This window comes from Oligoflexus sp. (genome assembly GCF_035712445.1).
Taxonomy (GTDB): domain Bacteria; phylum Bdellovibrionota_B; class Oligoflexia; order Oligoflexales; family Oligoflexaceae; genus Oligoflexus.
On record NZ_DASTAT010000070.1, the window covers coordinates 1 to 25,862 of the forward strand.

Genomic DNA, 25,862 nt, shown 5'->3' on the forward strand with positions numbered 1-25,862 from the left:
TAACCGCACCCAGTCCACCGACCGACGCCCGGACATCGCTGGTTTCCAGCCAGATTTTAACCGGCTTCACCCCTTCGGCATAATAGGAGCCCACCGGCGAAAGGATGATGAAGAAGAGGGCCTCAGCCGCCGGCCTCACCCCCAAAAAGGCCTCCGTTCCGATCAGAGTGGGGCGGATATAGAGCGAGCTGCCCTGCGCCGGCGGAACCCAGCGCTGCTCCAATTGCAGCAGGGCCTTCAAACCCTGCATAAAAATTGCGCGTGATGGCTGCGGCAGACAGAGCCGATCGGCGCCGTCACCCATTCGCTTGAAGTTGTATTCCGGGCGAAAGAGCCAAATGCTGCCGTCATCCCTGCGAAAGGCCTTCATGCCTTCAAATAAAGCCTGCCCATAATGCAGGACCGAGGCTGCAGGATCCATCTCCAAAGGACCATAGGGGATAATCTCCGAACTGGACCAGCCGTGGCCCTCGGCATACCGACTGACAAACATATGGTCGGTGAATAACTTTCCAAAGCCGAGGTCGGCGTTGGGATCGGCGAATGGCAGGGCCTTGGGGCTTCCGGCATAGTGGGTCTTGATATCCAGCACGTTGTATCTCCGATTGGCGAGTTCTCCCCTCTCTCGTAAAACATTAGCCGGCGTTTGTGAATACGATCTTCCATCGGCAGAACGAAAGATGGCGCTTTCCAGGACACCGCGACCATGTTGACGGCGTTGCCGTGCGAAACCTCACCCGAATGTTATCATCATTTCGAATTAAGGGACTTGCCTCTCGGCCTTGTCCCCCATTGCATTGACCCGCATTGAACTTTAGTTTTTATGAATCATTCATGCCTTCACAAACGCAGAGGGTACGCTTAAATTCTGCAGTTAATGAGTTCGTCTTACAAACTATCGTGAAGCCGTTTGAAACCTTCAAAAGCAGCTCGCCACGGAGCATGGGCGACTTGCATGACATCCATTTGCTCAAGGGGGACACAATGAAACTTAAGCGACTCGGGCCATATTTTTGGCTCATGGCAGGATTTTGCCTGGGGGCCTGCGGAGGACCGTCAGCATCGGTTCTTCAAGGGGATGGGCATCCGATGTGCTCGCTCGCTGCGACGGATGATGATGGAGACGGATGGAGCTGGGAGGACAATCACAGCTGCTGGATGCCTCCCATCTGCGACGACGCGCGCAATGATCAGGACGGTGATGGCTGGGGCTGGGAGAATGGTCGCAGCTGTCGGGTCAGGATACTTTCCTTCTCGGCGACCTATTATCCCTATCGTGGTGAGGTCTTCGCGCAAACCACCTGCGGTCAAGCCGACAATCATGGTGGCTATTACTTTGCCGTGACCGAGCGATCTCCGCTTTGGGATGGTGAATGCATGAACGATAATTGGGCAAAATGCTCGGATCCCGACTGCCTCGATAAGTGGGATCGGATGCCGGCTGATGTGAAGCGCTACGTCGATGGTCAGAAAATGGTCCGCGAACCGGCGTGCAATGTTCCCTGCGGCAAGGCAGTCAACGTTTACTCGGATGATAAATCCATAGCCTCCAACGCCGTGATCTATGATGCCTGTCCGTCGCAGCACTGGAACAATCGTTTCAAGGAGGTCACGGAAGGTGTGAATCCCTGCGCGAAAGGCGTTCATCATGTCGATTTGCGAAAACCACTGTATCTGAAACTCAATCGGTCCCAGGAAAACGGCAATATCAAAGTTTGGATCAATCTGAAGTGAGTCGAAGGGAACAGGGACAGTGCGCGCGCTGCTCTTGTCCTTCCCTCGGATCGCCTGGGTTCAGCTCAGGGCGAATCCATACAAAAGTATAGGGCTATGCCTGGCGTTTAACCTTCCGCTTCCGCCATCATGCGGAGAACATGGGCTATCGTTTCCGCATCGACCCGCGCCGCCTTCATCAGCTTCTCAGCCAGAGCGAAATCATCCTCATCGACGGCTTCGAAGAATTCATCGACCTTGTCGATCGCTGCGAGTTTTTCCAGTACCAGCGTTCCATCCCAGGTATCATCAAGCATAGGAACCTCACGCAAATGAAAAGAAGTATACCCGGGGATTGTCCTGGAGTACTTCTGATTTTTAAGCTGTCATTCAGAGTGGGGTATAGACAGCAAGGACAGGAGGTTTCAGGTGAGTGGGAACCCAGGCAGCCAAAATTACAAATGCGTCCGTTGCCAGGGCAGCCTGGTTTTTGATCCCGCTGCGCAGCAGCTGCGCTGTGAATCCTGTCAGCAGCTGCAGGCGATTCCCCAGGAAAGCGTGACCCACTCGATCGTGGAGTATAAGCTTGAAGATGGACTGGCCCGCGATGCCGTGCGTGGTTATGGACTCGAAACCCGCACCGTATCCTGTCAGAACTGTGGTGCGATCGTCAGCCTCGACATTCATCTGACGGCGACCCATTGCAGTTTTTGCAGTTCCAACCAGGTGCTTGAGCTGAAGGATCACCGGCAGGTGATTCGACCGGAATCGGTGGTGCCGTTCTCCATCGGTGAAAAGGTCATCAATGAGCTTTTTTCCCGCTGGGTGCGTTCGCTTTGGTTGCGACCGAATGCTTTGAAACGCCTCGCCCGGATCAGCGAAGTCCGCGGTGTTTATATTCCTTACTGGGTTTTCGATGCCAAGGTTCATTCTGATTGGCAGGCGCTGGCCGGTTATTATTACTATGAGACCGAGCATTACACGGAGCGAGCCGCCGATGGCCGAATCGAACATAAGACCCGCCAGGTGCAGAAGGTCCGCTGGGTTCCCGCGGCCGGGTCGCGCACGGATGTCTATGATGAATTCCTGATCTGCGCATCCCAAGGTCTATCCCAGGACCTGGCGGCGCGCCTGCAGACCTTTGACACCTCCTTCTTAAAACCTTATGAACCCGAATATCTCGTGGGCTGGTGCGCCGAGGAATATCAGATCGGCTTGAACGATTCCTGGCAAAGGGCCGTGGCGCTCATGGAACAGGAACAGATGCGCCGCTGCTCGGGCGATGTTCCCGGTGATACCCAGAGCGGGCTTCACGTGCAGAATGAATTTTCCGAGGAACGCTTCAAGCATGTCCTCCTGCCGATTTGGATTTCAGCCTATCGCTACAGGGAGAGGACGTTTCAATTCCTGGTCAATGGTCAAACCGGTGAAGTGCAGGGCAAGGCGCCCCTGAGCATCTGGAAGATCACGTTCCTCGTTCTCGTCATCCTGATCGTGCTCGTGGTTGTGATCTGGTTCTTTCAGCAGAGCGGGATGGTGAACGAACCCTATTCGGATTACCCAGGCGCCTGACGTTTGGACGAAGGCCGCAGAACGCTCAGCGTATGCGCCCTGGGCCACACTTTCCGCCAGCCCGTGCTGCACTTGCGAAAGATCATGATCTTCATCACGATCTCGGGCAGACTCATGCGAGAAATAGCCTGCGGAGAAAGACCCTGGGGGATGGCGACGCAGATGGAACGCTGGCCATGCATCACAGGATAGAGATTGAAGGACTGGCCCACATGGGGTTTCAGCGAGGGTTGATCGGCCAGGGAAGGATCCTGGAAATGAAGCTTCTCAATCAGGACCCTGAGCTGCGCGTCATCAATCTCAAAGATCAGGTCACTCATCCTCTGGCCCAGTTCATGCGGATGAAAGGGCTTGACGATAAAGTCATCGGCGCCCAGCTTGATCGCTTCCATCACCGTCTGCTCATTGTGATGCGATGTGAACACAACGATCGGGCAGATCTCAACGCCCCCTGCCTGCTTCATGGCCCGCAGGACCTGTATCCCGTCCATCACCGGCATCTCCAGGTCCAGCAGGAGAAGGTCCGGCTGCAGACCTTTCTGCAGGATTTCAAGGCACTGACCGCCATGCTGAACGATGTGCGCTCGATAGCCACAGCTTTCCACGACGGCCGCGGCCATACGCTGGCTAATGGGATCATCTTCCGCTATGAGTACGACATGAGTCATGATACGTTTCCTTCCCTTCAACTGGCTTTGTCGAGCTCCTGCAAGGCAAGACGCGATTCTTCATAGCTTTGACGCAGTTTGCTGAGGAGGCTTTGCAATGCCGCCTTCTCCATGTCTTCCGCAGATTCTTCAATCTCTTGACAGAGGGCTTCCATCCGCACCAATCCCAGATGGCCGGATGCACTGCGCAGGCCATGAGCCTCTTTACGAATCGTCACGCGCACATCATCCTGCAAAGCTTGCAACATAAGCTCAATGCGCGGCGGTGTGGTCGAAACGAAGATGCCGATCAATTCCTCCAGAAAATTATTGCCCGCCGTCGCAGCCAGTTGACGAATGCTCTCTATAACATCACGATCAAGGACGGCACAGGAATCGGAAACGGCCGCGTCAGTCACCGGGACTTCTGACGACTCATTGTCCAGCCAGCGTTTCAAGGCCAGGGACAGTTCCCGCAGTTTGATCGGCTTGGTGATGTAATCGTTCATTCCGGCTTCGAGACAGCGTTCCCGATCGCCTTTCACAGCATTGGCGGTCATGGCAACTATGGGAATTTGGGCAAAAGCCGTCGTGCGCGAACGAATCGCCTGAGTGGCTTCGTAACCGTCCATCTCTGGCATCTGACAGTCCATGAGCACAAGGTCATACCTATGCTCTTCAAGGGCCTGGATCGCCTCCTGCCCGTTCCCGACCGCATCACAGCGGTAGCCGAGCTTTTGCAGATACCCAAGGGCCACTCTCTGATTGACCGCGTTATCTTCCGCGATCAGAATGCGCTTCGACGTGGACAGCGATTTCACTCCCGCCAGCTTATCCGGAGTCGGCGTGTCGCGGACGCAACTCTTTTCCAATTCAACTTCAAACCAGAAGATCGAGCCCCGGCCTTCGCGGCTGCTCATACCGATGCGGCCTTTCATCAGCTCCACGATTTGCTTGCAGATGGAAAGACCCAACCCCGTTCCTCCAAAGCGCCTTGTCGTGGACGCATCGGCCTGGGAAAATGCCTGAAATAAAAGCTTTTGTTTGTCCTCGGCGATCCCTATGCCCGTATCCTCGATTTCAAAGCGGATGCGGACGGCTCGATCCTGTTCGCCCGACTGGGCAATGCGCAGCTCGATACGGCCGACGCTAGTGAACTTGATCGCATTGCTCAGAAGATTCAGCAGCACCTGGCGGAGTCGCCCCTGATCGCCCCGAAAAAGGCTGGGCCATGCCTTCGGACTCTTGACGAGGAACTGCAGACCCTTGCGCCGGGCGGTGAACGACATCAACTTTCCGATATCCGAGATCACCTGATCCAGATCAAAGTCGATCACTTCCAATTCAAGCTTGCCGGCTTCGATCTTGGAAAAATCGAGGATATCATTCACGATGGTTAAAAGGGCCTCGGCGGACCTTTGAATGGTCGACATGTATTCGCGCTGCATCTCGTCGAGCTGCGTGTCCTCCAAAAGACTGCTCATGCCGATGATGCCATTGATGGGCGTGCGGATTTCATGGCTCATGTTCGCAAGGAAAGCCGACTTCATGCGCGAGGCCTCGTTCGCCACTTCCTCGGCGGCCTGCTTGGCTTCAAACTGGGACGCATAGGCCATGGAGCTGGACAAAAGACCGCCGATCAGCTGCAGGGTTTCGACATCACGATCACGGAAGCGGGAAGCATGCTGCGACATCACTTTCAGAACACCCACCGTCTTCTCTTCGAAGCAAAGCGGGAACACGACCATCGACCGCACACCCAGGGTGCGGCAGGCATTCCTATCCACGCGCGGGTCGGTTTCACTGTCATCGCAGATCAGAATTTTATTTTCCCGGACGGAAAGCCCGGAGAGGCTGTCGCCGGCTTTCAAACGAAGGCCTTCACGTCCAGCTATCATGCCGCTGGTCGCACGATAGACCATCTCATCACCTTCCAAAAGCTCGATCACGGCCCCGTCAGCGCCGGTTAAAGTCTCCGTGCGGGAGGCGACCTTGCGCATGACTTTATCGAGGCTTAGGCCCGCGGTGGCGATGTCGAACTGCGTGGCTATGATGGCCCCCAGCCGCGCCTGCTCTTTTTGGAGTTCCTCTTCGATTCTTTTACGTTCGGTGATGTCCTGTACGGTGACGATCAGGCCGTGCGTGTTCCCCGCAGCATCTTTCCGTATGCGGCCCGTGGCCAGCCCATGGCGCAGCTGGCCGTTACTCCAAAGAATCCGAAGATCCTGCTGAAAGGGCTCAAGATCATGGGCCTGAATGCGTGTTTTAAGCTGAAAGAAAAAAGCTCGATCATCGGGGTGAACGAGATGGATGAAATCATCAAGCGTGCGCTCGGCATCACTGGGTTCCAGCCCGAGCACCCGCCACAGTTCGCGCGACCATTCCAATTTTCCCGTAGCCGAATGGAACACCCAGCTGCCGAGGTGAGCCGCGCTTTGCGCCTCCTGCAGCTGCGCCTCCTGATCACGGAGGTGCAATTCAATCGTTTTACGTTGCAGCAGCTCGCGATTCACCAGCGCAAAGGCCACGATCACGAGGACAAAAGCGCAGACAGATCCTCCGCAGACCCAAAAGGTCATGCGCTTCTGCAGAGTCTCGACGGATTCCGCCAGGCTTTTTTGCCGAATCTCTTCATCGGCCTTCAGGCGCAGAAGCTCGCTGCGAATCCCGATCATATAGATGCGACCGGACCCATCCGCGAAGACTTTCATGGCCTCGTCCTTGTGCCCCGTCCTGGCCAGCTGCAGCGTCTGATCCATCTCCAGGAATTTTTCGGCGATCAGCTCTTCGACTTTCTGAAGGCTGGCTTTGCGTTCCGTGCCATCGAAGTCTTTCAGCCTTTGCATCAGAGGTTCAAGGCGAAGTCGGGCCTCTTCAAAGGGTTTAAGATAGACGGTGTCTTCGCTCAGAAGAAATCCGCGCTGGCTGGACTCGGCTTCGGAAAGGGCATTGAGCAGGGATTCCGTAAGGTAAATGTAAAGCCGGGACTGGCCGCGAGCGGCGGTCGTGGAGTTGACCGTTAAAGCTCCGACATAGGAAAGAATTCCGATGGCCAGCAGGACGAGCAGGATCCCGCCGAACCATAGTGCATTTCGCTTTCCGAGGAGCAATTGCATGACCGTGCCTCATGACGATTTTTAGAGAAAATCCTAATCATGGGGATCGGCAAGGTTCCTGTGGAAATAAAAAGCCGCATTGGTAATACCCGAAAAAAAATGGATATCCCAATTCAAGTTGATGAAACAAAATTAGAACCGAGTTCTTTTTTGAAGGTCAATTTTCGCATCGCGAAAGCCTCCTTTTATGAGAGGAGGCGCATAGTTCTAGAAACTCTGGGCCTTATCAAACCAGGGGAGCATGTTGCGAAGATAGGCTACGACGCCCTCCTCTTCCGAGATATCCGTGAAGACGTTCACATGCAGTCCGCCCAGGAAAGGACCGCCATCGGGGTTGCTTGAGTTTTTGAACATTTCGATCAGCTGAGCATCCGTGAAGAATGACAGAAAATCCGAGGAGTGTTTCAGGTAAGCCCCACGGGTCGCCTCTGGACCGGCATGGCAGCGGGTGCAGGAGTCGTCGATTTTCTCGTAGCGGGCCTTGCCAAGATCGAGTTGGGCTTTCGAATACTCTTTGATCGCAAAAGGGATCTTGAGCAGCGTGCCCTTGATATCGCCGGTGATCACGGTGGAACCGGCCTTTTTAAAGGTCAGGCGTCGGGCCAGGGTAATCTGGGTGGATTGCATGTAGAGCGGCTGATCATCAAGGACGTTCGGAGGGACGGGCTCGGCTTTGTCTTCAAAATATTCGCTATCGACCTGCCACGCGAAATTCTTTGCGAGGTCCTGGAGCTGCTGAACAAGCTCGGGATGACGCTGAAAATCCACGGCCCAGTCGTTCATGAAGTCTTCAAAGGCAAAAGGATCCAAAAGCACGGGTGGAGCGGCTTCGCCATAGTTGAAGTTGGGTTCCACGGCCACCACATACGCAAGGACTGTTTGAAAGGGTCGTTCCGCGTCGGGCGCGTAACCATAATGAAAGGGATGTCCGGGTTCCGGCTGCGAGAGCGGATATATCGTGAAGATCGGAGGATAGAGTTCGAATTTGCTCTTTTTCTTTTTCTCTGCATCGGCCTCGGGCACGCCTTCCAGGGTTTTATTCTCGGTGATGACCGACTCCGGTGTCGTGTCCTGGTCCTGAACTTTTTTCGAGCGGCAGCCCGATCCGAGGGCGAGAAGACAGATTCCTGCCAGAACAAGACGTGCGTGCATGGTGTGTCCCTTTTAAAGTCAGACTGCTTTTCATGCAATAAAAATTCCACTCAAAAGCGCCTGCAAGCACCTGAAACAAATGATAAAAAAGAGCCTTCAAAACGCGAATGTCAGGAAACTGGGCAAAGGGCGTTGAGGCCCGAGACGCTTCCTCAGGGGATCATGACCTGCTGGTAAGTTTGGCTTCATTCTGATATCATTGGGCTATTGGCTCGTGCTCGTAACGAAACCGGGGCTCGGAAGTCAGTATTCACCATTCGCCCTTGCCGCGGCGCTCGATCAGGACGTGATCATCGACAAGTTTGATTCGATCTTCGCCGCCATGAGTTCTGTGCATCTTGAGGACATTTGACGAAGCGTCAATGGACTAGCTAACCTTCCCGCGTGTTCAAATCCACAAGGCTATTCCATAAGGTCTGCTGATCGATAGGCTTGGTGAGATGGGCGTTGAATCCCGATCTCATCACCTTCTCCCGATCCTCGTTCATCGCGTGGGCGGTGACCGCGACGATGGGTTTTCCATAACCGCGTTTTCGCAGCTCCAGGGTGGCTTCGTAGCCGTCCATGATAGGCATCTGAAGATCCATGAAGATCACATCATAGTTGCCGCTCAGGGCTTTTTCCATGCCTTCGCAGCCGTTCTCGGCCCAGTCGACTTCCAAGCCCAGCTTTCTGAGTATGCTGCCGATCAGCAGGCGATTGTCGGCAAGGTCTTCGACCAAAAGGACCCTGGTCGCTTTGAGACTCTCTCTCTGCGGTCGACTCTCCGCCGTGCCCGAAGGCGACGCCGGGGTCTCACCCTTCGAACTTTGGAAAAGTCGGGTTCGCTTCGGTGTATGCCCCGAATCGATCGTGATGGTGAACGTGCTGCCCTGCCCTGGAGTCGATTCGGTCAGCACCACATCCCCGCCCAACGCCTGCGCCAGTCGGCGGGACAGCGCAAGGCCTAAGCCGGTTCCACCGAATTGCCGCGTAAGGGACGAGTCCACCTGCACGAAGGGCTCGAAAAGATTTTTGACGTTTTCGGCGGAAATGCCCGGTCCGGTATCGGTGACGTCAATCGCCAGATGCGGGGCACCGCGCAGCTGGGTCAAGGATTTCACGGTCAGGGTCACGCTACCCTTGCTTGTGAACTTGATGGCATTGCCGACTATATTGAAAAGTATCTGCTTCAAACGCACAGGATCGGTTTCAATGGTGCGCGGCATGGACCCCTCGGCTTCCACCAGGAATTCCAAACCCTTTTCATCGGCTTTCAGACTCAGGACGGCCACGGCCTCGTTTAGGAAATCCTTCAGATCGACAGTCGTCTTCGTCACCTGGAATTTACCGGACTCCACTTTGGAAAGATCGAGGATGTCATTGATGATGGTCAGAAGAACATTGCTATTCCGCTTCAAAGTTTCCAGGTAAAGCGTGCGTTCCTCTTCTGGCAAATCCGGCTGCAGCAAGAGTTCGGAAAAACCCAGCACGGCCCCCAAGGGCGTTCGGATCTCGTGACTCATATTCGCCAGGAACGCGCTTTTCGCGACGTTCGATGCCAGCGCAGCCTCCTTGGCTTTCACAAGCTCCTCTTCCACGGCCTTCCGTTCTTGAATCTCCTTCTGCAGTCGCTCCACAGCTCCCAAAAGCTCGGACGTCCTCTGCTGAACGCGGCGCTCCAAATCGCTGTGCGCGTTCTTCAGCTCTTCTTCCGCGATTTTTCGCTCGGTGATATCACGGGTGACTTTGGCAAAACCGCGCAGCTGGCCTTCATGGTCACGCAGGGAGGTAAGGACGACATTCGCCCAGTACGTGGATCCGTCCTTGCGCTTGCGAATACCTTCCTCTTCGTAATGACCATCGCGCATGGCCGCTTCCAGTTCGCAGTGCGGATATCCCAAAGCCAGGGCTTCCTGGGTGTAAAAGATATCCAAGGGCTTGCCGATCACCTCGTCCGCCGTGTAGCCATTCAAGCGGTGGGCGCCTGAATTCCAGCTCATGATGCGACCATCCAGATCGATCATGAAGATCGCGTAGTCTTTGACCGCTTCGATCAAGAGCCGCATACGTTCTTCACTCTCGCGCAGCTGCTGCTCGGTGACCTTCTTATCGGTGATGTCGCGGGTGATTTTCGCGTAACCGATCAGCTGCCCGTCGTTATCCTTCAAAGCCGTAATCGTCACGGCAGCCCAGAAAGAAGAACCGTCCTTACGCAGACGCTGGCCCTCTTCTTCATAGCTGCCTTCTTCAGCCGCCATTTTCAGCTCGTACTGAGGATGACGCCGCTCGATCAGATGGAGCGGATAGAAGGTCGAAAAGTGTTTGCCGATGATTTCGTCCGCTTTGTAGCCTTGCATCCGCTCCGCTCCCGGATTCCAGGTCTGAACATAGCCCTGGGCATCCAGGAGGAAAATTGCGTAATCCTTCACGGCCCCCGCGAATAAGGCGAAGGTATTGATGACGCTATCGGAGCCTGGCTCTGGAGAATTCATGCTATTGACCCGGATGAGTGGAGATTTCATGCAAAAGAACCGGCAAGCCTACTGCATGCCACTTCTATCCTACCATTCTTTACTCGATTCGGGCCGGAAGTTTAAGCGCAATATCATGATATCTGCGGCGTGATTCCGCACGAAGCACAGGGAAGCACCGGCTTTTCCAGGTTTTGCAAAAAAAATCCCCTGAAATATATCAGACTTCAATCTTTCAAGCTGACGTGTTCTTGAAAACCTACAGGACAAAAGGATTCAAATCCTGCCAACTTCCGCCTTCTGCCAATCTTGGTTAAATTCTCATGTCCTTTGAAACGGCCAGATGCTAAGACTCTGAAGAGCCCGAGACGCCACGTTGCCCGAGGTTAAAGATGGAACTGTCAGAGCACATGATCCCGAAGTCAGAGTGTTCACGTCTACCGCTGGGCACCTTGAATGTGACTGAGCTGCTGTCACGACCGCAGCGCGCCCCCGATTACGCGGCGGAGAATCAAGCTCTGGTGTCGCTGGCCGAATCTCTCGCCAACCGTTCCGATGATATCTTTCAAAGGCTCGCGCAGCATGCGCTTACTCTTTGCGGGGCACATTCGGCCGGCATCAGCCTTCTGGACGAGGAAAACGGCCAGCCCGTATTTCGTTGGCGGGCGATTCAGGGAAAACTGGAGCCCTTCGTCAATTGCACAATGCCACGATATTTCTCACCCTGCGGCGATGTCGTCGATGGGAACAAACCGCTCCTGATCCAAAACCCCGTCCTTCATTATCAAAGTCTATCAGGCCTTGATTTGGAGCTTGGTTTGGACCTTTGCGAGGCCCTGCTGGTACCCTTTCAAAACGGCGAAAAGGCTGTCGGCACGCTTTGGGTGGTTGCGCATGATCATCACAAGCATTTCGTTCAGGACGATCTGCGCTGTCTCGAAAGCCTTTGCAAGTTTGCCTCGGCCTCGGTGATGGCGCTGGAGAATATCAAAAACCTCGAATCGACCAGCCAGAAACTGAAGGATGTCCAGCTTCGCATGGATACCGCACTTGGAATCGGAGCCATCGCCACCTGGGTGTGGGATATCGACTCCAATCGCGTCTATGCGGATCACAATCTCGCCAACCTCTTCGGCGTCGCCGCATGTGATGCGGACGGTGGCCAAGTCGAGACTTTTCTGGACGCCATCCACCCGGACGATCGTGATGCGGTGAGACTACGAATTCAAAAGTCCCTGGAATCGAGAGAGGCCTATGAAGCGGAGTATCGCATCGAAGGCGAAGGCCAGCCTCTCCGCTGGGTATCCGCGCGGGGCCGCGTGATGGAACGGGATGGCGTCAAGGGCACCCGCCTCATCGGTGTGGTCGTCGACGTGACCGAACGCCGGAAAATGGAAGACCAGCTGCGCATCAAGACCGAGCAGCTGGCTGAAGCGTCGCAACGGAAGGATGAATTCCTTGCGACGCTTTCCCATGAACTCCGCTCGCCCCTGAACATTATTCAAGGGCACACCGAGCTGCTGCGATTGGAAACGCCGGGGACGCCGGAATTCGGTCTCCCGCATCATCACCGGGAAAATGCTGCTCGACATATCCGTCTTCGATCCCAAGGATATTGTGGTGGATGCCATGCGGGCCATTCAATTCGCAGCGGATGCGAAATCCATCCGCCTTCACTATGATATCGAGGCCAGGGCCGGCATGATCAACGGTGACCGCGGCCGGATCCAGCAGGCGCTTTGGAATTTTCTGGCCAATGCCGTGAAGTTTTCGCCGCAAGGCAGCCGGGTTTTCATCCACGTCCGACTCCAAAAAGGATACATGGAATTCAGCGTCAGGGATCAAGGTCAAGGCATCACGCCCGAGTTCCTTCCTTATGTCTTTGATCGCTTCAATCAGGAAGATGGCTCCAAAAGCCGTAAATATGGTGGACTCGGTTTGGGGCTCGCCATCGTCCGGCACATCGCCGAACTCCACGGCGGCTCGGTGCAGGCCGCGAGTCCCGGTAAGAATCAAGGCTGCACCTTCACCCTTTCCATCCCTGTGGTCGCCGTGGTGGATGATGTGCATGATGCAGCTGCGGCCCCTCATCAGACGAGCCCGCGACCCATGGATGATCTCGCGCCACGCCTCCCTTCGTATCGCATCCTGGTCGTGGATGATCAAATTGAAGCGGCCTCTCTGCTGAAGCGTTCCCTCGAAATGCTCGGCGCTGACGTCATCACCGCGAGCCTTGCGACCCAGGCCTGGATCGAGCTGGAGCAGCGGCCTCTCGATCTTCTGATCAGTGACATCGGCATGCCCGATGTCAACGGTTTTGATCTGATCCGAACCTGGCGTCGTCGTGAAGAGATGCTGGGACGGAGGCCGATTCCTGCCATTGCTCTGACCGCCTATGGAACAGAGGATGACAAAGCCGAGATCCTGGCGGCGGGTTTTACGGCCCATCTGGCCAAACCCGCCGGTTTAAGTGAACTCGTGGCCACGATCCTGCGGGAAACTCCCCTTCGACATGACCGTACATGAGTTTCACCGATCGTTCAGCGCAAGAAATCGCCTTCATGTTCTCCTGAATTGAGATTGAAACCTGCTGCAGGAAGCGTATGACAACTGCATGGCGTCCGCAGGGAACAGCTCATTTTCATAAAGGAGCTTTGTTATGCGATATGCAGATCTTTACCTAAGGTTTTTCCTCTCACTGGTCCTGCTGGGACCGCTTTCGACCCTTGAAAACAAGGCCTTTGCCGAGTCCGCCCAGGAGGCGTTGAACAAGGCTCTGCAAACGAAGCCGCAGGAATACGCTGGCATGGATTATTATCCGAACTGTGCCGCCCTGCGTGAAGACCTTGCAAGCAGCTTTGACGAAATGTGGCTTCAGGACAAGGCCTGGATGTCGTCGGCGATCGGCATGGATCGGCCCATTTACGGTGTGGATAAGGAGCTTGAAAACGCGCAGCCGGCCGGGACTGATGCCGGCGTCGAAGGCGCGACCAATGTTCAGGAACGCGGCGTGGACGAAGCCGATCGTTTTCGGGTGGGTGATGAACAGGTCTTTGCCTTAAGTTCGGATGAATACATTCAGATCCTCGATCGTCAGACTTTGCAGCCGATGGGAAGCCTTCACATTCCAGGACTCATGCATACCCAGCTGCTCACAGCCCCCGGTCGGCTTGTGATTCTGGGACAGATGGCGGGCAAGGATGCCCAGGCCTTTAGCCTTGTGCGCGTGTATGAAACCGCGGCCGATGCGTATCCCGCTCTGATCAAAGAGCAGCGTTACCTGGGATCTTTGTTTACGAGTCGGCTGATCGGTGACCAGCTTCTGCTCCTTCTGAGTGATAGCATCCCCGATATCCGTGTCCCGGTCCCTTTCAAGGAATTCCAAACCGAACCCTGGTTCTCGGATCCGAACAAACGCCAGAGGATGTATCAGATGCGGGATCAACTGAAGCGCCGCATCCTGCCGCCGATTCGGAATGGGGAACTGCAGGGTGTGGCCTGCGAACGCTACATAAGGCGGCCCGTTCGCGACTGGGATCTGCAGCTGAGCAAGACTCTTATGATCAATATCCGCGATGTCAAGGCCCTGACCGGACAAAAGCCCGAGGCCCTTGGCCTGATCGGTTCCACGGATGAACTCTATGTGACCACCCGTAATATGTATGTCCTCAAACAGCAGGTGCAGTGGTTTTCGCCCATATGGTGGGGAGGACCTGTGCCGATCGCAAGACCGCAGCCGCAGGATGAAAGACTGCGTATCCAGCAGATTGGCCTTCAGAACGGATTTTTACAGCCCCGGGCCGCGGGCCAGCTGCGGGGTCGTATCAAGGACCGCTGGTCCCTGCATGAGCTGAAGGAGGGGCGTTATCTGGCGGTTGCCACCACCACGGGATTTTTGGGCGGAATCGGGGGCGAGGTGGCCAGCAATCATCTCTTCATCGTGGCTCCGGATGCCGGCGTTCAGCTCCGTATCAGGGCCTCATTGGAAAATTTCGCGCCTCGCGAGGATATACGCTCCGTTCGCTATCTCGGGGATTATGCTTACGTGGTGACCTTCGAAAAAACCGACCCGCTGTTCGCCTTCGACTTGAGCGATCCTCTTCACCCCAGGCTTTTGAGTGAGCTGAAGATTCCCGGCTTTTCCACCTACATGCATCCTCTGGGGGATGGGCGTCTTTTGGGAGTTGGCTTTGATGCACTGGATCAGGGCGACTATTCGCTTTTTCAAGGCGTGAAGATTTCCCTTTTCGGAATCGCTGACCCGACTCACATCAATGAGCTGCAGTCGCCTAAAATTTACGGCATTCGCGGTTCGAGTTCAGAAGTGGCGGTGGATCCCAAGGCTTTCTTCTATGATTCAAAGTCCGGGCTGATCGGAGTGCCGATTATCGCTTTGAAAGAAGCTGGCGAATGGGGAACGGCGCGTGACTTCAGCGGAGCCCTGATCCTGAAACTTGAGGGTTCGGGACTATCAGAAGCCGCCCGCATCAGTCACGTGGAATGGGTTGCGGATGCATGCCGCAGCGAACTCGATAGCTGGCGCTGGTGGCAGGATCAGCGTCCGTCGCTGGACATCAATCGCGTCTATCGACTCGGCGATCAGATCGTGACGCTGTCCCGCTGGGGGGTCAAGGCCTTCCAGGTTGGACAATGGCAGGAACCCACGTTGGCTTGGAGTTTTCCAGCTCACGAAGTGTCGTGTCAGTCGAATCGTTTTTGAGGCATTCGGCGTAGGGACGGCGGCCGCCCCTCGCGAATCGGACGGATTTCTCGCGGCCGCGTATGAGAGATCGGGCGGTCGTCTCGCGGCCGCCCCTCTGATTCAGGCACGGCGGCGACCGCGCATCAAAGATCGCGTGGATGCCGCAAGAATCAATCCTGCGGAACCGACAGCCAGACGGCGGGCGGGCGTCCACTTTTTACGCAGGCTGCGCTGCATGTCCGCCGAGGCCTCGTGCAATTCCATTTGATTGTGAACCTCGCGCACACCCGGAATACGGGCAATCGCGCGCATCACGTTGTCAACTTCGGTGCTCATAATCGGCCCCTGCAGAGTCACGATTCCATCCTCGGCTGTAATCCCAACGTCCTTGGCCCGGCTCATATAATGGCCCAACTTCGACGCGACGCGGCGCACGAGTTTATCATCATCCACTTTCTGTCCAGCCAGACGCGATCGCATCTCCTCCAGCATGCCGAGCGAGCGATTCTGAAGGTCGCGGCTGGATACATCCAGAAATCTTTGCGCGTCCTGAAGGCCTTTGCTGGCCCTTTCGCGCACAGCGGCGCGGCGGCGGTTGCCACTGACCGGATCATAGAGGTAAACCAGAGCCGCTCCGATACCAGCTGTTGTCAACATTGATAGAAGTTTCATAAGTTGCCTCCTTGGTCTTGGTTATTCCACGCGCGAGACATTGCAATCTCTGATCCACGGATCAAGGTTCCCATGAAAAACTTCAAGGCTTATGCATGTCGAGCAGACGATGTCGCAGAAAGGATGCAGCAGGAGGCCAGGCAGAGCCTGGCGTGAAGGGTTTTCTTCAAAAATCCTGGGCGGCGGCCGGCGCGTGCAGAGCCTCCAGCACGTCCATCTCACAGGCGTTCAGATATTCCCAGCCTTCGGACTTTTTATAGGTTCGCCAGATGCGAACTTTCGAGATGCTGTGGAAGGAACGCATGCGCACGGTTTTCATCATGGCCCGCGACTGCCGGATGAAGATTGAAAAATCCTCAAGGCAGTATTTCTGTTCGTGACTCAGATCCAGAATCATATAGAGAACTTTTTCCTCCTGCCGGGGATCGTCCACTTTCTGATAGATGGCGGCGATGAAACTGCCGTCCTCTTCGCGCCGGAACGAGATCGGCAGGTGATCGGCGGCCTCGATATCCAAAGCTCTTTCATAAAGGTCACAGGGCGCAAGGCGATAGTCAGAAAATTCCGATTTCCACACGACCTTGACCGCCGGTCCATCCTTGGGCACAGCGAAAAGCCGAGGTTTCCTTGATTCCAACATCATGGCCTGCCCCTTTCAACCAGCTTGTTTAAGAGCTGCCAAAAATCGCGTGCAGCTGTAATGGAACGTGCCTGGCTGATACCCTTCGCAGTATTCGCTCGGTATGCGGGGATTGACCGTATAGAAATTCACGGGACGCCCGTTCAAAGTCGTAAAAGACCCCAGCAGCTGATTGCGCATGACCTTGTACGCATTCCCACTCCTCACGATGTTGAATCCTTCCCTGGATAACTGCTCAAGCAAAGCTTTGACACTCATGACAATAACCTCCTCAATGCAAAACATCCTGTCTTGCAGCTAATGCACACTATTGGATCGTCAGGAGAATAGGATCGCGAGCAGCAGCCCGCGACCCGAGAAGTGGTTTAAACCGGAAATCAGCAAAAACACATAAAGGGTCGCGTCTTCCGATGCGGAAAACTTTGCTCCTTCATCAAACGAATAATTTTGGAATAACAGTGCCTGCCATATGTGAGCAAGGTGTTATGATGCATGGCCTCAAAATTTTTTTTATTTTGAAAGATTGAAAACGCACGCTCCAACGCCATTTCCCATTGTATCGATGACAGGGACAGCGTTTCAGGAATTATCGAATTTAAAATTACGGCTGACATGACTGGTCCGTCTTTCTGCTCAATTTTTAATTTTAAAAATCCCTGCTGTATGCCGCAACCTAGGCGAGTGATGATGCATTATTCTTCACGGTGAGCGAGAGAATGTTGACATCCTGAAGACCCCCCACTATCGTGAATGCAAAAGTCATGATGGAAAACTTAGGGAGTGGTCGATGGTTCATCCAGTCTGCATTCACCTGCGCGAGCGGGTGAAAGCTGTGTTAAGCCAGAGTGGGGAGAGCATTCGCTGGCTATCGAAGCAAACGAATGTGGATTATCAGAAGCTTTATCGGCTGGAATCTGGTGACCTGCGATCGTTATCCTTCTTCGATGCAAGGCGCATTGCCCGCTTTGTCGAGCCTGACCGTTTCAAGCAGGTGCTGGAGGAATACTTCCCCGAGGAAGTCCGTGATCTGACCGATTCCGGCTTTACCCAGCAGGATCTGGATGATCGCATGGAGGCTGTCGAGTTCCTTCTGTCGTCGGAGCAGCGTTACCTCGTTTATCTGTTCGCTTCGGAAACGGAGGGGGCGGATCGGGACAGGGTCGCTCTGGAATTCGGCCGCAGCGGGATGAAGACTCTGGATGAACTCCTGGCCAAGCAAGCTCTCAAACTCAACCCTGACGGCACTTTCCAAGGCACATTGAGTGTCGTGGTGAATGCTCCGGACACTTTCGTCAAAAGGATGGCGCATCTTCACGTGGATATGATTGATCTCGCGGATGCCGGTTCGCTTATGCGGAGTTTCCACCGCGGCGTGAACAAGGAAGGCTTGAGAAAAGCCTACAACACCATGGCACAGGCATCGCACGAGCTATGCTCCATCCTGGAAAACCCGGACTATCGCGGGCCGGATTTGATGATTTTTAACCTTGCCTGTGGCATCGTTCTGGAGAAGGGTCCATCATGAAAATAGTTCCGTTCCTCGGCTCGGCACTTATCGCTACACTGTCCATGACCAGCGCAGCCCTGGCTGGAGGGCTCGCCGGTGGCGGCGGTCCACCCAGTCGCGAGCTTCTCGATTCCATGCTGAAAACCCAGGCGGGTCGCGCTGCGCTTTTTGTCTGGGATGAAGAGAGCTACGGTCTTGGCCTTGATAAATCGCTTGTGCCGGCCATGCTTCTGACCAGCAAGGCGCCGTCACCGGAAACTGTGGCGCTGGCGCCGGCCGATTATCGGAAGCTGGAGCCGAAGGAATACCATGTGAATGCCATCAATCGTCAGGGCATCAGGCGGTCCTATCGTGTGCTGGATGGAATGAAGGATGGAACTTTACTGCTCATTGATCGACGGCTATTGATACGCGCGGGAGTGCGTCCATAACCCTATGTTCGAAGCGGCCCTCCCAGGCCGCTTTTTTTTATTTCTTCGCCGTGCAGTCGGCATCCGTCTTCGGCAGGCCGTTATCAATCCAGCTCAGGAAGATTTCCTGCTCGCCTGGTTCCAGAGGCTGGGTCAGGAGATTATAGAAAATGCGATTGCGGATGGGCTTCACATAGGTTTGCCAGGCGTCGTACTGCGTGAGCACGATGCCTTTCCAGGCGAACGTCTCGTTGTGACAGCTGTCGCAGCGCAGGGCGCTGAGATCCTTGATGAGCAGTTCGTAGGTTGGAATATTCAGCGAGCGACAGGTCACCGGCGCAGCGGGTTCCGGCGTTTTCACATCAGCATTCGAGGTCACCGCTTCCGCTTCCGCTTCCTCCAAAGGCGCGGTGTCGTCGGCTTTGGATTTCTGACAGGCGCTCATCGAAAGCATGAGCATTCCAAACAGTGTTATGAGAAGGCCTCTGCGCATGGCGCAATACTCCTGAAGCGTTGGTGGGTGCGCTTCAAATATGCAAATAAAATGCCTATACAGCGTTTTTCGGCAAGCGGGCTCGATGCCTTGAATTTTTTGAAGAGGCGCGGAAAAAGCTGAGGGAGAACGCGCACGAGAGCCCGCGACCTCGCGCAGGCTGCTTGATTTCGAGCGTGGATCCTCCCAGGCTTAATGTCCAGAGTTTTGACAGTTCAGCGGCGCAGCTTGAAGCGGCCGAGGTGCTTCGGACTATGGATGGGCGAGATATGTGCCATTGCGGCTGGTGATGGGTTCTGACACAGCAGGACTTAAGAACGATGGGCGCACAAACTTTTAAAAATTAAAACATCAGCGTTTTCAGTGGGATGGAATCAGCGCTCAAGAGACAGCGGAGCTGATGAGTCGGACCGCGGTTGGGGTGTTTAGACAGCGGAAACGGGCCGGCGAAAGCAGACAGCGAAGAGACGCCGGCGTGAGTGGGACACGCACAGGCACTCACGGCAACACACGGCCGCGAAGAAATAAGCAGGCCCGGCGTCAGCACCGGGCCTTTCCATCATTCTTCGTAGATGTAATCGCCGGCACTCGCAAACACGGTCTTATCCGCAGCATTCTGCTTCGCAAGATCACCATTCAGATAAGCACTGTAATCCAGGTTATCCCCAAGAAAACGCAGATTCCAAGCGGTAACGTAACGCGCGATGGAAGCCTGATAACGCCCCCCATTGATCAAATCGAAATGCGACACGCCGCGGAATCGCGCGAAGGCTTTCGGCTCGCCTGTGTTGGTGCTCTTGAAGACATTCAGGATTGCGGCAGGCGAGGCCACGGAGTCCTGGGTGCCGGTGACGAAGAGATAAGGTATCCGCGTCGCAGGCCGCGCGGGCTGGTAAGCACAAAGCGGAATCGCAGCCGCGACAAGCTCAGGCGACTGATTCGCGGCCAGGATCGCTCCCGCGCCTCCATACGAATAACCCGAGACGCCCATGCGTTTCAGATTGATGCGACCATACAGTGGACTGGAGCCGAGGGCCTCCTCTTTCACCAAAGTCTCGAGCGAAGCCTTGTGACCATTCGCCCAAATCTGAGCGTTGCCAACCATGTTGCTGGTGGGCGTGAAGACGATGGTGACGATACCATGACTCGCAAGGTGTTTGCCGAGCCAGGACATCTGCTCCTTCGTATTCGTGAACCCACCCGAAAGCGTCGTCGCAGGAAGGAGATTCCCACTGCTCTCACTCGGATAATAAATGATCGCTGACTTGTAACCGCTAGAACTGGCCTTGGGCGTGTAGGTCCGTACCTGATAAGGGCCGAGCTTGCCCGGATCAGGAAGGTTCAGACGTTCACTCAAATCTGCCGAGGATGCATCCACCGACAGCGGCATGGAATGGTCTCCGGCTCCACAGGCGGACAGCACGAACGCAAGCCATAAGACTTTCAATTTCCGCATAAGAAATTCCCCTCAAAAAAATACGATGAATTTTTAGTAAAGCATGGGCTGGTTTTGAATCTAGACAGGAAAGGAGGAAGAAACACATTCACAAAAATTAAAAACACCTGGGTTCCATGGGAGGAACACCAGGTGTCTGCGTTTGGTAAGGTGGATTTGCGAAAATATCAGAGACTGGCTTCGGCCACACCCAAAGTGTAAACGCCGATGGCGTCACCACCGAGCGATCCCATATAAAGCTCGCCGTTATACTCTTCGACCGATGTGATGTTGCCAATATTCTTGCCGCTCGGATCATGCAGCGACTGCAGCACCTGACCGTTTTCATCATAGGCGACAACGAGGCTGTAAGCCTTGGGCTTCGGCAAAAGCTGAGTCGGCAGCTTGGCCAGAAGGCCTTTGATCCAAGGATATGGCTGAAGACCATCGATCAAACGATCGCGAACCGAAAAATACGCGACCCAGATCGTGCCCTGGCCATTCGAGGAAATCGTATCGGGCAGTCCAGGAAGATTGTCGAGGAACACTTCACGTTCACCCGCGCGCGGACCTTCCAGCCAGAAGCGGGTCAGGCGATAGCGCGAGGTCTCCGCAACGACCAGGAAATCCTGATCCGCCGACAGCGCGATGCCGTTGGCAAAGTAAAGCTGATCCATCACAAGGCTGGTCTCTTTCGTGGCCGGATTGTATACGAAGAGACGACCGTTAGGACGGGCTTCCAGGAAATCAAGCTGATACTGATCCAAAGGATATTTGCGGCTCGCTTCGGTGAAATAAATGAGCCCATTGCGAGCCACTTTCACGTCATCGACCAGACCCAGTTTCTGACCATCAAATTCCTTCACCAAAGTGGTCACTTCACCTTGGGTATTCACCAGCAAGAGCCCGGAATAGGGTTCGGCCACCAGAAGGTTGCCGTCCGCGTCAAAATCAAGACCCAGTGGGTGTCCACCCGTTTGCGCAAAGGTGGTCACGTCGCCAGCACGGGAGATTTTTTTGATCGTGCCATCGGCCGTCCCGGTATAAACGAAGCCTTCCGCGTCCAGCGCGATTTCCTCGGGACCTTGCAGCTGGCCGCCGCCGAGTCTTTCTGCAGACGCCAGGTATTCATTCGGTGCATAGGGGCCAACCAGAGCTGGGGCTTTTTCCGGACGGAAGGGGGCCGGATCTATTTTCCTGGCGTGCGCGAGGGGCGCCAGGGTCAGGAGCGAGAGAGCCAATCCGAGACTATAGCGATGGCAAGCGAGTTTCATGCAAGGTCCTCCACAAGGTGCATGCCCTGATTTCTAGAATCATGCGGCACGCAAGTCAAGGACTCTCGCCTGCTTCAGAGTTTTTCCATAGCCTTGCGAATCTCGTCGGAAAGCCGACTGATGGAACCCTCGCTGGGCCCGATCCAGCGGATTTTCTGCAGATGCCAGGCGATCAGCCGTTTATCCGTTTTGGAGAGGCGCGAACTGGGACCACCGTGTTTCTCATCCACCAAAAGACGCCCCCTTTGCGCATGCGTGCGATTCAGGATGCCCACCATGAATAAAAGCCCGCGATCGAGCAAAATCCAGGGAAAGTTGGGGCTTTTGATAGGTCCGACGGTCACGGCCTTGCGGGCGAGGCGAAAGCCTGCAACCTGCGGATCGGAAAAGGCCAGGTATCCCGTCCCAAGACTTCCCAGGACAGCCCCGAGTCCCGTGCCGACCATCATCGAGGCGCCGCCGACCGAGGCATCGATCGCACCACCGGCCAAGGCTCCGGCCGCGGTTCCGGTGGCAATGAGTTCCGTTCGGGAAAGGCCCAGGAATTCCCAGGTTTCACGACCGAAAAGATCATCGCTCTGGCCCTTGGGACTCAGTTCGGTTTCTTCGCTATCCAGGCTCTTGAAACTGAAAATCTCGGCCAGGGCCCTGCGGCTGTTCTTTTCCAGCTTACGGATGTGATCGTAATATTCGTCCATGTAGCGGCCCTTTTCCTGTTCCGAGACGCTGCCATCATCATCGACCGCGACTTTCTTCCGGTAATGCATGGCCTCCGAAATGAATTCCGCGAGGATGTAAGACGCCGCCCGCAGGCGCGATTGATGCTGTGATTTTAACAGTTCCATCGCTTCATCCAGCACCGGCCGGGTTTCATCGGACAGAAAACGCAGCTCCTCCAGGATTCGAATTCTTTCCTCGAAGCGCGCGGTATGCGCATTGAAGACGAGGGTTTTACGAAAGTATTGACCAAGGGCCGCCTGCCAGTCACGCACAAAACGCCCATCGCCGGTTTGATTCAAAAGCGCGAGCGAGGGTTGACCTGTCCACTGCAGGATTTCAAACTCGGCTTCGAAGTTGGGTCGATAGGGATGACTCGCGTCCACCACGTAGAGGATCGCTGCGCCTTCAAGAATAGGCTTCAAAAGCTCGCACTCGAAAGTAAAACGATTCGATCCCTGGAAAGTATCATAAAACGCCTGCACGCGCTGCCGTCTTTGGTGAGCGGCCACGCTCTCACGCTTCAGCCATTCCAAAGCCGCCGGCGCCTCTTCGAAGCCCGGCGTATCAATGATGCTGAATAGGATGCGCTCGCCGACTTTCAGCTCAAACTCCTGGCTGATTCGGGTCGTGCGCGGCGTGGGCGCGATCAGGATCTCATCATTTTCCACGATCGTCGCGACGATGCTGGACTTGCCTTTATTCGATCGACCGACCACTGCAAATTTCATCGGGCATGACTCCCTTCAAGCAAAAGTCCAACATAAGGATCGCGAAAGGCTTTCAGGCTCGCTTCCCAAAGCGGTCGGTCCTCGATCGCGGTTTCCACGGCTCCTTTTGTTTCATCATGCAGGAGGGGCACGAGAAAGATGGGCGTCCGCACAGGCAGCTTTTCGCGCATGGCGAGCCGCAGACGGTTGAAAGCCTCGCCAGGAAGTTCCCAGGGATCACAAACCAGAGCCAGCGACTGACCATCCTGGAGCGTCTGCAGAATATTCTGAAACTCGCTATCGCGTCCTTCCGCATCCAGAATCGAACCGACCCTATGCCCGCGCTCTTCAAAATAGTTCCGAAGCTCGGCCTCGGAAAAGGGCGCCTGCCGCCACCGCACGATGAGCAAAGGCTGCGGGCTCGTCATGCTCATCGGCTCGGGCAAAGCCGCGGCAGCCATTTCCTTGGTCCCTGCCGCCGATTGCCAACTGATGCCGCTGCGCTGCAGACGGAGCCAGACTTCCTCGCTGGCGAAATCATCGAAGCGAAGCGAACGCAGATGAAGGGCCAGTCGACTTTTGAAGAGAAGCAGAAGGACGAGTCGCGGCAAAAGCCCATAAAATCCGATCAAAGCCGCAAGGAAAGGCCACCAATCCGCCGCCATCGCACTGCCCTGGCCCGAGACATAGCTGGCCGTGAAGCGATCGTATTGCGTCGTTTGAATGACATCCATGGTGGGAACGAAGAGGGGGCCGAGCCACGCGAAAGGCAAAGCCAGGGCATGAACCAGGGAAAAAAGAGCATCAGGTCCAAGGCGCAGCGTCGTTTGCCAGGCAAAGGCATAATCGTGAACGCTGACGTAAAATAGGAGGGATGCCAAAGCCGTCAGATAATATGCGAACGCAAAGCTCTGCGAAAGTATCCAGGCCTGCCAGGTAAAAACCCGCGGATGCATGGATTTCAAACGATGCCACACATCGGCGAGCGGCAGATCCCGCTGATTTTTTTTCATGACGCGCGTCAAGAGCCAATGCCCCGAGGCCGCGACCCAACCTCCCGGCAGTCTTCCGAACAGACGCGCAACAAAACCACGCAGCAAGAGGAAAAGCAGAAACGTCACAGGAAGGAGCACAAAGATCGCGAAAAACGGCAGCACATTCACCGGATGCAGACCGTTATAGGTCAGAAGCCCGCGTATCGTCCCCCAACCGAGCAGCGCCCCCAGCGCGATGAGCCCAAGGTTCAAAAGCGCTCGCGCCTGCATGAACGCTTCACCATAAGGCCCCCTCACCTTCCGCAGCCAAAGCTTAAGGCCATGGGCCTTGCCTTTTTTCAGAATCGCACTGTCGATCCTTACGTTCTTATCCCGCTGCGCAAGATCCTCGGGACGGGCCTGGCTATCAAGAGCCAGCTGGACTTCATAATCAATAAGGTCTCCCAATGAAAAAGCCCGCGTCGGATGATCTGCCATTTCGCCCCCTATTTATGTCGCCACAGCTCACGCGCTGGACGAAATACCATGCGATTCCTTGCACTTATGATGCCACTTTGTCAAGACAAGGCAGCTTCACACGCATCAAGAGGCGGATTTTAATGTAATTTCAAAGGGCGGGGCCTGATTGCCGTTGCTGGGACTGGTAAACCTCGCCAGGGGGAAGAGATCCGCTCGCACCCGAGCGGATCGCTCTATTTCACTCGCGAGCCCTTAAAATCAAAACCGAATGTTTCCCGGACACAGCCTGGCGGAAGGTATGACTTCCGGTGGCCAGGCGTTGCCAGAAACCATGCCCCTGAGCGCCCATGATGAGGAGTTTGGAACCGCTCGCCTTCATGCTTTCCTCGATCGCCGTATCGGGATCACTGGCGATCACCCGGCTTTGCACGGCCACACCCAAAGCTTTCAGCTGCTGCTCCACTTTCTGATTCTGCTCGTTCAGATGGGCCTCCAGCCATTGTCCGATATGCGGCGGCACCTGGGGGCTGAAATTGCGAAGGGAGCGCACCATTTCACGCGGATAAGCGGTCATGATGGTCAGACGTTTCAAACCCCGAGGCGCAAGGTGCAGAAGCGTATCCACGCAGCGCGCCGCATATTCGGAATGATCCGTGGCAAAAACCGCTTCCACGGGCTCCTGGGGGGTCAGCTCAGTCCTTGAAATCAAAAGACTGGTGGGTGAACTGGTCACAAGTTTACGTCCCACCGAGCCTATCAGTAATTTGCCCAGGGCGCTTTCATCGCGCGAGCCGATGGCAATCAGATCCGCCTGGGAATTCTGCGCCACCTGCAGCAGCTGATTGCTCACCGTGCTTCCATATTTCAGAACGGACTCCGCCGGCAGTTGAAGATCACGCGCCAAAGCTGACGCTTGATCGAGGCTCTGCTGCCCTTCCTTTTCCTGAAGCCGCAGAAATTGAGTCAAAAGATCGTTGGCATTCTGGGGTTTTTTCGCCCACTCTTCAGGTGACAGCCGTTCGATGACATGCACCAGCTGCAGCTCAGGCTGGCTCAACTGCAGGCGTGCCAACATTCTGACCGAATTCAGGGCTTCGGGAGAAGCATCAATTCCGACGACGGCTTTCATGTATGGATTCCTTTCCCTAAGTGATTATCACGTCCTTTATATTCAGACGCAAATCCAAGGGAAAGG

Annotated in this window: 22 protein-coding genes and 1 pseudogene; 8 read left to right on the forward strand and 15 right to left on the reverse strand. The window is 55.2% G+C overall.

Annotated elements, in window-relative coordinates; translation table 11 throughout:
• A pseudogene (locus tag VFO10_RS15420) lies at nt 1-592 on the reverse strand (branched chain amino acid aminotransferase); the annotation flags it as partial.
• Nucleotides 593-984: 392 nt separating this feature from the next.
• Between VFO10_RS15420 and VFO10_RS15425 the strand changes: the two are divergent.
• Nucleotides 985-1,734, forward strand: a complete 750-nt coding sequence (locus VFO10_RS15425; RefSeq protein ID WP_325141693.1) for a carbohydrate-binding domain-containing protein — start codon at nt 985-987, stop codon at nt 1,732-1,734.
• Between the two features lie 107 nt (nt 1,735-1,841).
• On the opposite strand, the gene VFO10_RS15430 is transcribed toward VFO10_RS15425, so the two are convergent.
• A complete protein-coding gene (locus tag VFO10_RS15430; protein ID WP_325141695.1) occupies nt 1,842-2,030 on the reverse strand; it encodes a hypothetical protein in 189 nt (62 codons plus the stop codon).
• Nucleotides 2,031-2,142: 112 nt separating this feature from the next.
• On the opposite strand from VFO10_RS15430, the gene VFO10_RS15435 reads away from it, so the two are divergent.
• Nucleotides 2,143-3,285 carry a hypothetical protein gene (locus tag VFO10_RS15435; RefSeq protein WP_325141697.1) on the forward strand — a complete coding sequence of 381 codons (1,143 nt, stop codon included), beginning with the start codon at nt 2,143-2,145 and terminating at the stop codon, nt 3,283-3,285.
• Here VFO10_RS15435 and VFO10_RS15440 read toward each other — a convergent pair.
• The 3 genes from VFO10_RS15440 to VFO10_RS15450 form a co-directional block, all read right to left on the reverse strand.
• Nucleotides 3,270-3,953, reverse strand: coding sequence for a response regulator (locus tag VFO10_RS15440; protein WP_325141699.1), 684 nt, complete (start codon nt 3,951-3,953; stop codon nt 3,270-3,272). The two genes, VFO10_RS15435 and VFO10_RS15440, sit on opposite strands and share 16 nt — an antisense overlap.
• A gap of 17 nt (nt 3,954-3,970) precedes the next feature.
• Nucleotides 3,971-7,048, reverse strand: a complete 3,078-nt coding sequence (locus VFO10_RS15445; RefSeq protein WP_325141701.1) for an ATP-binding protein — start codon at nt 7,046-7,048, stop codon at nt 3,971-3,973.
• Between the two features lie 207 nt (nt 7,049-7,255).
• Nucleotides 7,256-8,200 (reverse strand): hypothetical protein, encoded by a 945-nt coding sequence (locus VFO10_RS15450; RefSeq protein ID WP_325141703.1) that lies wholly within the window; start codon nt 8,198-8,200, stop codon nt 7,256-7,258.
• Between the two features lie 214 nt (nt 8,201-8,414).
• On the opposite strand from VFO10_RS15450, the gene VFO10_RS15455 reads away from it, so the two are divergent.
• Nucleotides 8,415-8,552, forward strand: coding sequence for a hypothetical protein (locus VFO10_RS15455; protein WP_325141705.1), 138 nt, complete (start codon nt 8,415-8,417; stop codon nt 8,550-8,552).
• A 19-nt stretch (nt 8,553-8,571) separates the two neighbouring features.
• Here VFO10_RS15455 and VFO10_RS15460 read toward each other — a convergent pair whose 3' ends face one another.
• Nucleotides 8,572-10,704: a PAS domain S-box protein gene (locus tag VFO10_RS15460; protein ID WP_325141707.1), complete on the reverse strand. Its 2,133-nt coding sequence runs from the start codon at nt 10,702-10,704 to the stop codon at nt 8,572-8,574.
• 341 nt (nt 10,705-11,045) lie between these two features.
• On the opposite strand from VFO10_RS15460, the gene VFO10_RS15465 reads away from it, so the two are divergent.
• From VFO10_RS15465 to VFO10_RS15475, 3 genes are all read left to right on the forward strand, one after another.
• The gene (locus VFO10_RS15465) at nt 11,046-12,335 is read left to right on the forward strand and encodes a PAS domain-containing protein (protein ID WP_325141709.1); all 1,290 of its coding nucleotides are present in this window, start codon (nt 11,046-11,048) and stop codon (nt 12,333-12,335) included.
• The gene (locus tag VFO10_RS15470; protein WP_325141711.1) at nt 12,283-13,179 is read left to right on the forward strand and encodes a hybrid sensor histidine kinase/response regulator; all 897 of its coding nucleotides are present in this window, start codon (nt 12,283-12,285) and stop codon (nt 13,177-13,179) included. Before VFO10_RS15465 ends, VFO10_RS15470 begins: the two co-directional genes overlap by 53 nt.
• A gap of 133 nt (nt 13,180-13,312) precedes the next feature.
• Entirely contained in the window at nt 13,313-15,373 is a 2,061-nt protein-coding gene (locus tag VFO10_RS15475) for a beta-propeller domain-containing protein (protein ID WP_325141713.1), read from the forward strand.
• A gap of 102 nt (nt 15,374-15,475) precedes the next feature.
• Here VFO10_RS15475 and VFO10_RS15480 read toward each other — a convergent pair whose 3' ends face one another.
• The 3 genes from VFO10_RS15480 to VFO10_RS15490 all read right to left on the reverse strand — a co-directional run bounded on the left by VFO10_RS15480 (nt 15,476) and on the right by VFO10_RS15490 (nt 16,925).
• On the reverse strand, nt 15,476-16,027 hold the full coding sequence (locus VFO10_RS15480; protein ID WP_325141715.1) for a BON domain-containing protein: 552 nt from the start codon (nt 16,025-16,027) through the stop codon (nt 15,476-15,478).
• Between the two features lie 166 nt (nt 16,028-16,193).
• The gene (locus VFO10_RS15485) at nt 16,194-16,670 is read right to left on the reverse strand and encodes a hypothetical protein (RefSeq protein ID WP_325141717.1); all 477 of its coding nucleotides are present in this window, start codon (nt 16,668-16,670) and stop codon (nt 16,194-16,196) included.
• A gap of 12 nt (nt 16,671-16,682) precedes the next feature.
• Nucleotides 16,683-16,925, reverse strand: coding sequence for a hypothetical protein (locus tag VFO10_RS15490; protein ID WP_325141719.1), 243 nt, complete (start codon nt 16,923-16,925; stop codon nt 16,683-16,685).
• A gap of 529 nt (nt 16,926-17,454) precedes the next feature.
• Between VFO10_RS15490 and VFO10_RS15495 the strand changes: the two genes are divergently transcribed.
• Together VFO10_RS15495 and VFO10_RS15500 are read left to right on the forward strand one after the other, a co-directional pair.
• Nucleotides 17,455-18,192, forward strand: coding sequence for a hypothetical protein (locus tag VFO10_RS15495; RefSeq protein WP_325141721.1), 738 nt, complete (start codon nt 17,455-17,457; stop codon nt 18,190-18,192).
• Complete coding sequence (locus tag VFO10_RS15500; protein WP_325141723.1) at nt 18,189-18,605, forward strand: hypothetical protein; 417 nt, start codon at nt 18,189-18,191, stop codon at nt 18,603-18,605. The genes VFO10_RS15495 and VFO10_RS15500 overlap by 4 nt, the downstream gene beginning before the upstream one ends.
• A gap of 37 nt (nt 18,606-18,642) precedes the next feature.
• Here the strand turns inward: VFO10_RS15500 and VFO10_RS15505 are convergent, their stop codons facing one another.
• The 6 genes from VFO10_RS15505 to VFO10_RS15530 form a co-directional block, all read right to left on the reverse strand.
• Entirely contained in the window at nt 18,643-19,077 is a 435-nt protein-coding gene (locus tag VFO10_RS15505) for a hypothetical protein (RefSeq protein WP_325141724.1), read from the reverse strand.
• Nucleotides 19,078-19,636: 559 nt separating this feature from the next.
• On the reverse strand, nt 19,637-20,533 hold the full coding sequence (locus tag VFO10_RS15510; RefSeq protein WP_325141726.1) for a hypothetical protein: 897 nt from the start codon (nt 20,531-20,533) through the stop codon (nt 19,637-19,639).
• A gap of 167 nt (nt 20,534-20,700) precedes the next feature.
• Nucleotides 20,701-21,786: an SMP-30/gluconolactonase/LRE family protein gene (locus VFO10_RS15515; RefSeq protein WP_325141728.1), complete on the reverse strand. Its 1,086-nt coding sequence runs from the start codon at nt 21,784-21,786 to the stop codon at nt 20,701-20,703.
• Nucleotides 21,787-21,860: 74 nt separating this feature from the next.
• Nucleotides 21,861-23,234: a GTPase/DUF3482 domain-containing protein gene (locus VFO10_RS15520; protein WP_325141730.1), complete on the reverse strand. Its 1,374-nt coding sequence runs from the start codon at nt 23,232-23,234 to the stop codon at nt 21,861-21,863.
• Nucleotides 23,231-24,685 (reverse strand): DUF2868 domain-containing protein, encoded by a 1,455-nt coding sequence (locus tag VFO10_RS15525; RefSeq protein ID WP_325141732.1) that lies wholly within the window; start codon nt 24,683-24,685, stop codon nt 23,231-23,233. The genes VFO10_RS15520 and VFO10_RS15525 overlap by 4 nt, the downstream gene beginning before the upstream one ends.
• Nucleotides 24,686-24,905: 220 nt before the next feature.
• A complete protein-coding gene (locus VFO10_RS15530) occupies nt 24,906-25,796 on the reverse strand; it encodes a universal stress protein (RefSeq protein WP_325141734.1) in 891 nt (296 codons plus the stop codon).
• Nucleotides 25,797-25,862 lie beyond the last annotated feature (66 nt).

Coding starts and splice junctions, on each gene's coding strand:
- VFO10_RS15425 (WP_325141693.1), top strand. CDS start 985: ATGAAACTTAAGCGACTCGGGCCATATTTTTGGCTCATGGCAGGATTT.
- VFO10_RS15430 (WP_325141695.1), bottom strand. CDS start 2,030: ATGCTTGATGATACCTGGGATGGAACGCTGGTACTGGAAAAACTCGCA.
- VFO10_RS15460 (WP_325141707.1), bottom strand. CDS start 10,704: ATGAAATCTCCACTCATCCGGGTCAATAGCATGAATTCTCCAGAGCCA.
- VFO10_RS15510 (WP_325141726.1), bottom strand. CDS start 20,533: ATGCGGAAATTGAAAGTCTTATGGCTTGCGTTCGTGCTGTCCGCCTGT.
- VFO10_RS15520 (WP_325141730.1), bottom strand. CDS start 23,234: ATGAAATTTGCAGTGGTCGGTCGATCGAATAAAGGCAAGTCCAGCATC.
- VFO10_RS15490 (WP_325141719.1), bottom strand. CDS start 16,925: ATGAGTGTCAAAGCTTTGCTTGAGCAGTTATCCAGGGAAGGATTCAAC.
- VFO10_RS15465 (WP_325141709.1), top strand. CDS start 11,046: ATGGAACTGTCAGAGCACATGATCCCGAAGTCAGAGTGTTCACGTCTA.
- VFO10_RS15515 (WP_325141728.1), bottom strand. CDS start 21,786: ATGAAACTCGCTTGCCATCGCTATAGTCTCGGATTGGCTCTCTCGCTC.
- VFO10_RS15470 (WP_325141711.1), top strand. CDS start 12,283: ATGCGGGCCATTCAATTCGCAGCGGATGCGAAATCCATCCGCCTTCAC.
- VFO10_RS15450 (WP_325141703.1), bottom strand. CDS start 8,200: ATGCACGCACGTCTTGTTCTGGCAGGAATCTGTCTTCTCGCCCTCGGA.
- VFO10_RS15485 (WP_325141717.1), bottom strand. CDS start 16,670: ATGATGTTGGAATCAAGGAAACCTCGGCTTTTCGCTGTGCCCAAGGAT.
- VFO10_RS15445 (WP_325141701.1), bottom strand. CDS start 7,048: ATGCAATTGCTCCTCGGAAAGCGAAATGCACTATGGTTCGGCGGGATC.
- VFO10_RS15440 (WP_325141699.1), bottom strand. CDS start 3,953: ATGACTCATGTCGTACTCATAGCGGAAGATGATCCCATTAGCCAGCGT.
- VFO10_RS15525 (WP_325141732.1), bottom strand. CDS start 24,685: ATGGCAGATCATCCGACGCGGGCTTTTTCATTGGGAGACCTTATTGAT.
- VFO10_RS15530 (WP_325141734.1), bottom strand. CDS start 25,796: ATGAAAGCCGTCGTCGGAATTGATGCTTCTCCCGAAGCCCTGAATTCG.
- VFO10_RS15500 (WP_325141723.1), top strand. CDS start 18,189: ATGAAAATAGTTCCGTTCCTCGGCTCGGCACTTATCGCTACACTGTCC.
- VFO10_RS15505 (WP_325141724.1), bottom strand. CDS start 19,077: ATGCGCAGAGGCCTTCTCATAACACTGTTTGGAATGCTCATGCTTTCG.
- VFO10_RS15480 (WP_325141715.1), bottom strand. CDS start 16,027: ATGAAACTTCTATCAATGTTGACAACAGCTGGTATCGGAGCGGCTCTG.
- VFO10_RS15495 (WP_325141721.1), top strand. CDS start 17,455: ATGGTTCATCCAGTCTGCATTCACCTGCGCGAGCGGGTGAAAGCTGTG.
- VFO10_RS15475 (WP_325141713.1), top strand. CDS start 13,313: ATGCGATATGCAGATCTTTACCTAAGGTTTTTCCTCTCACTGGTCCTG.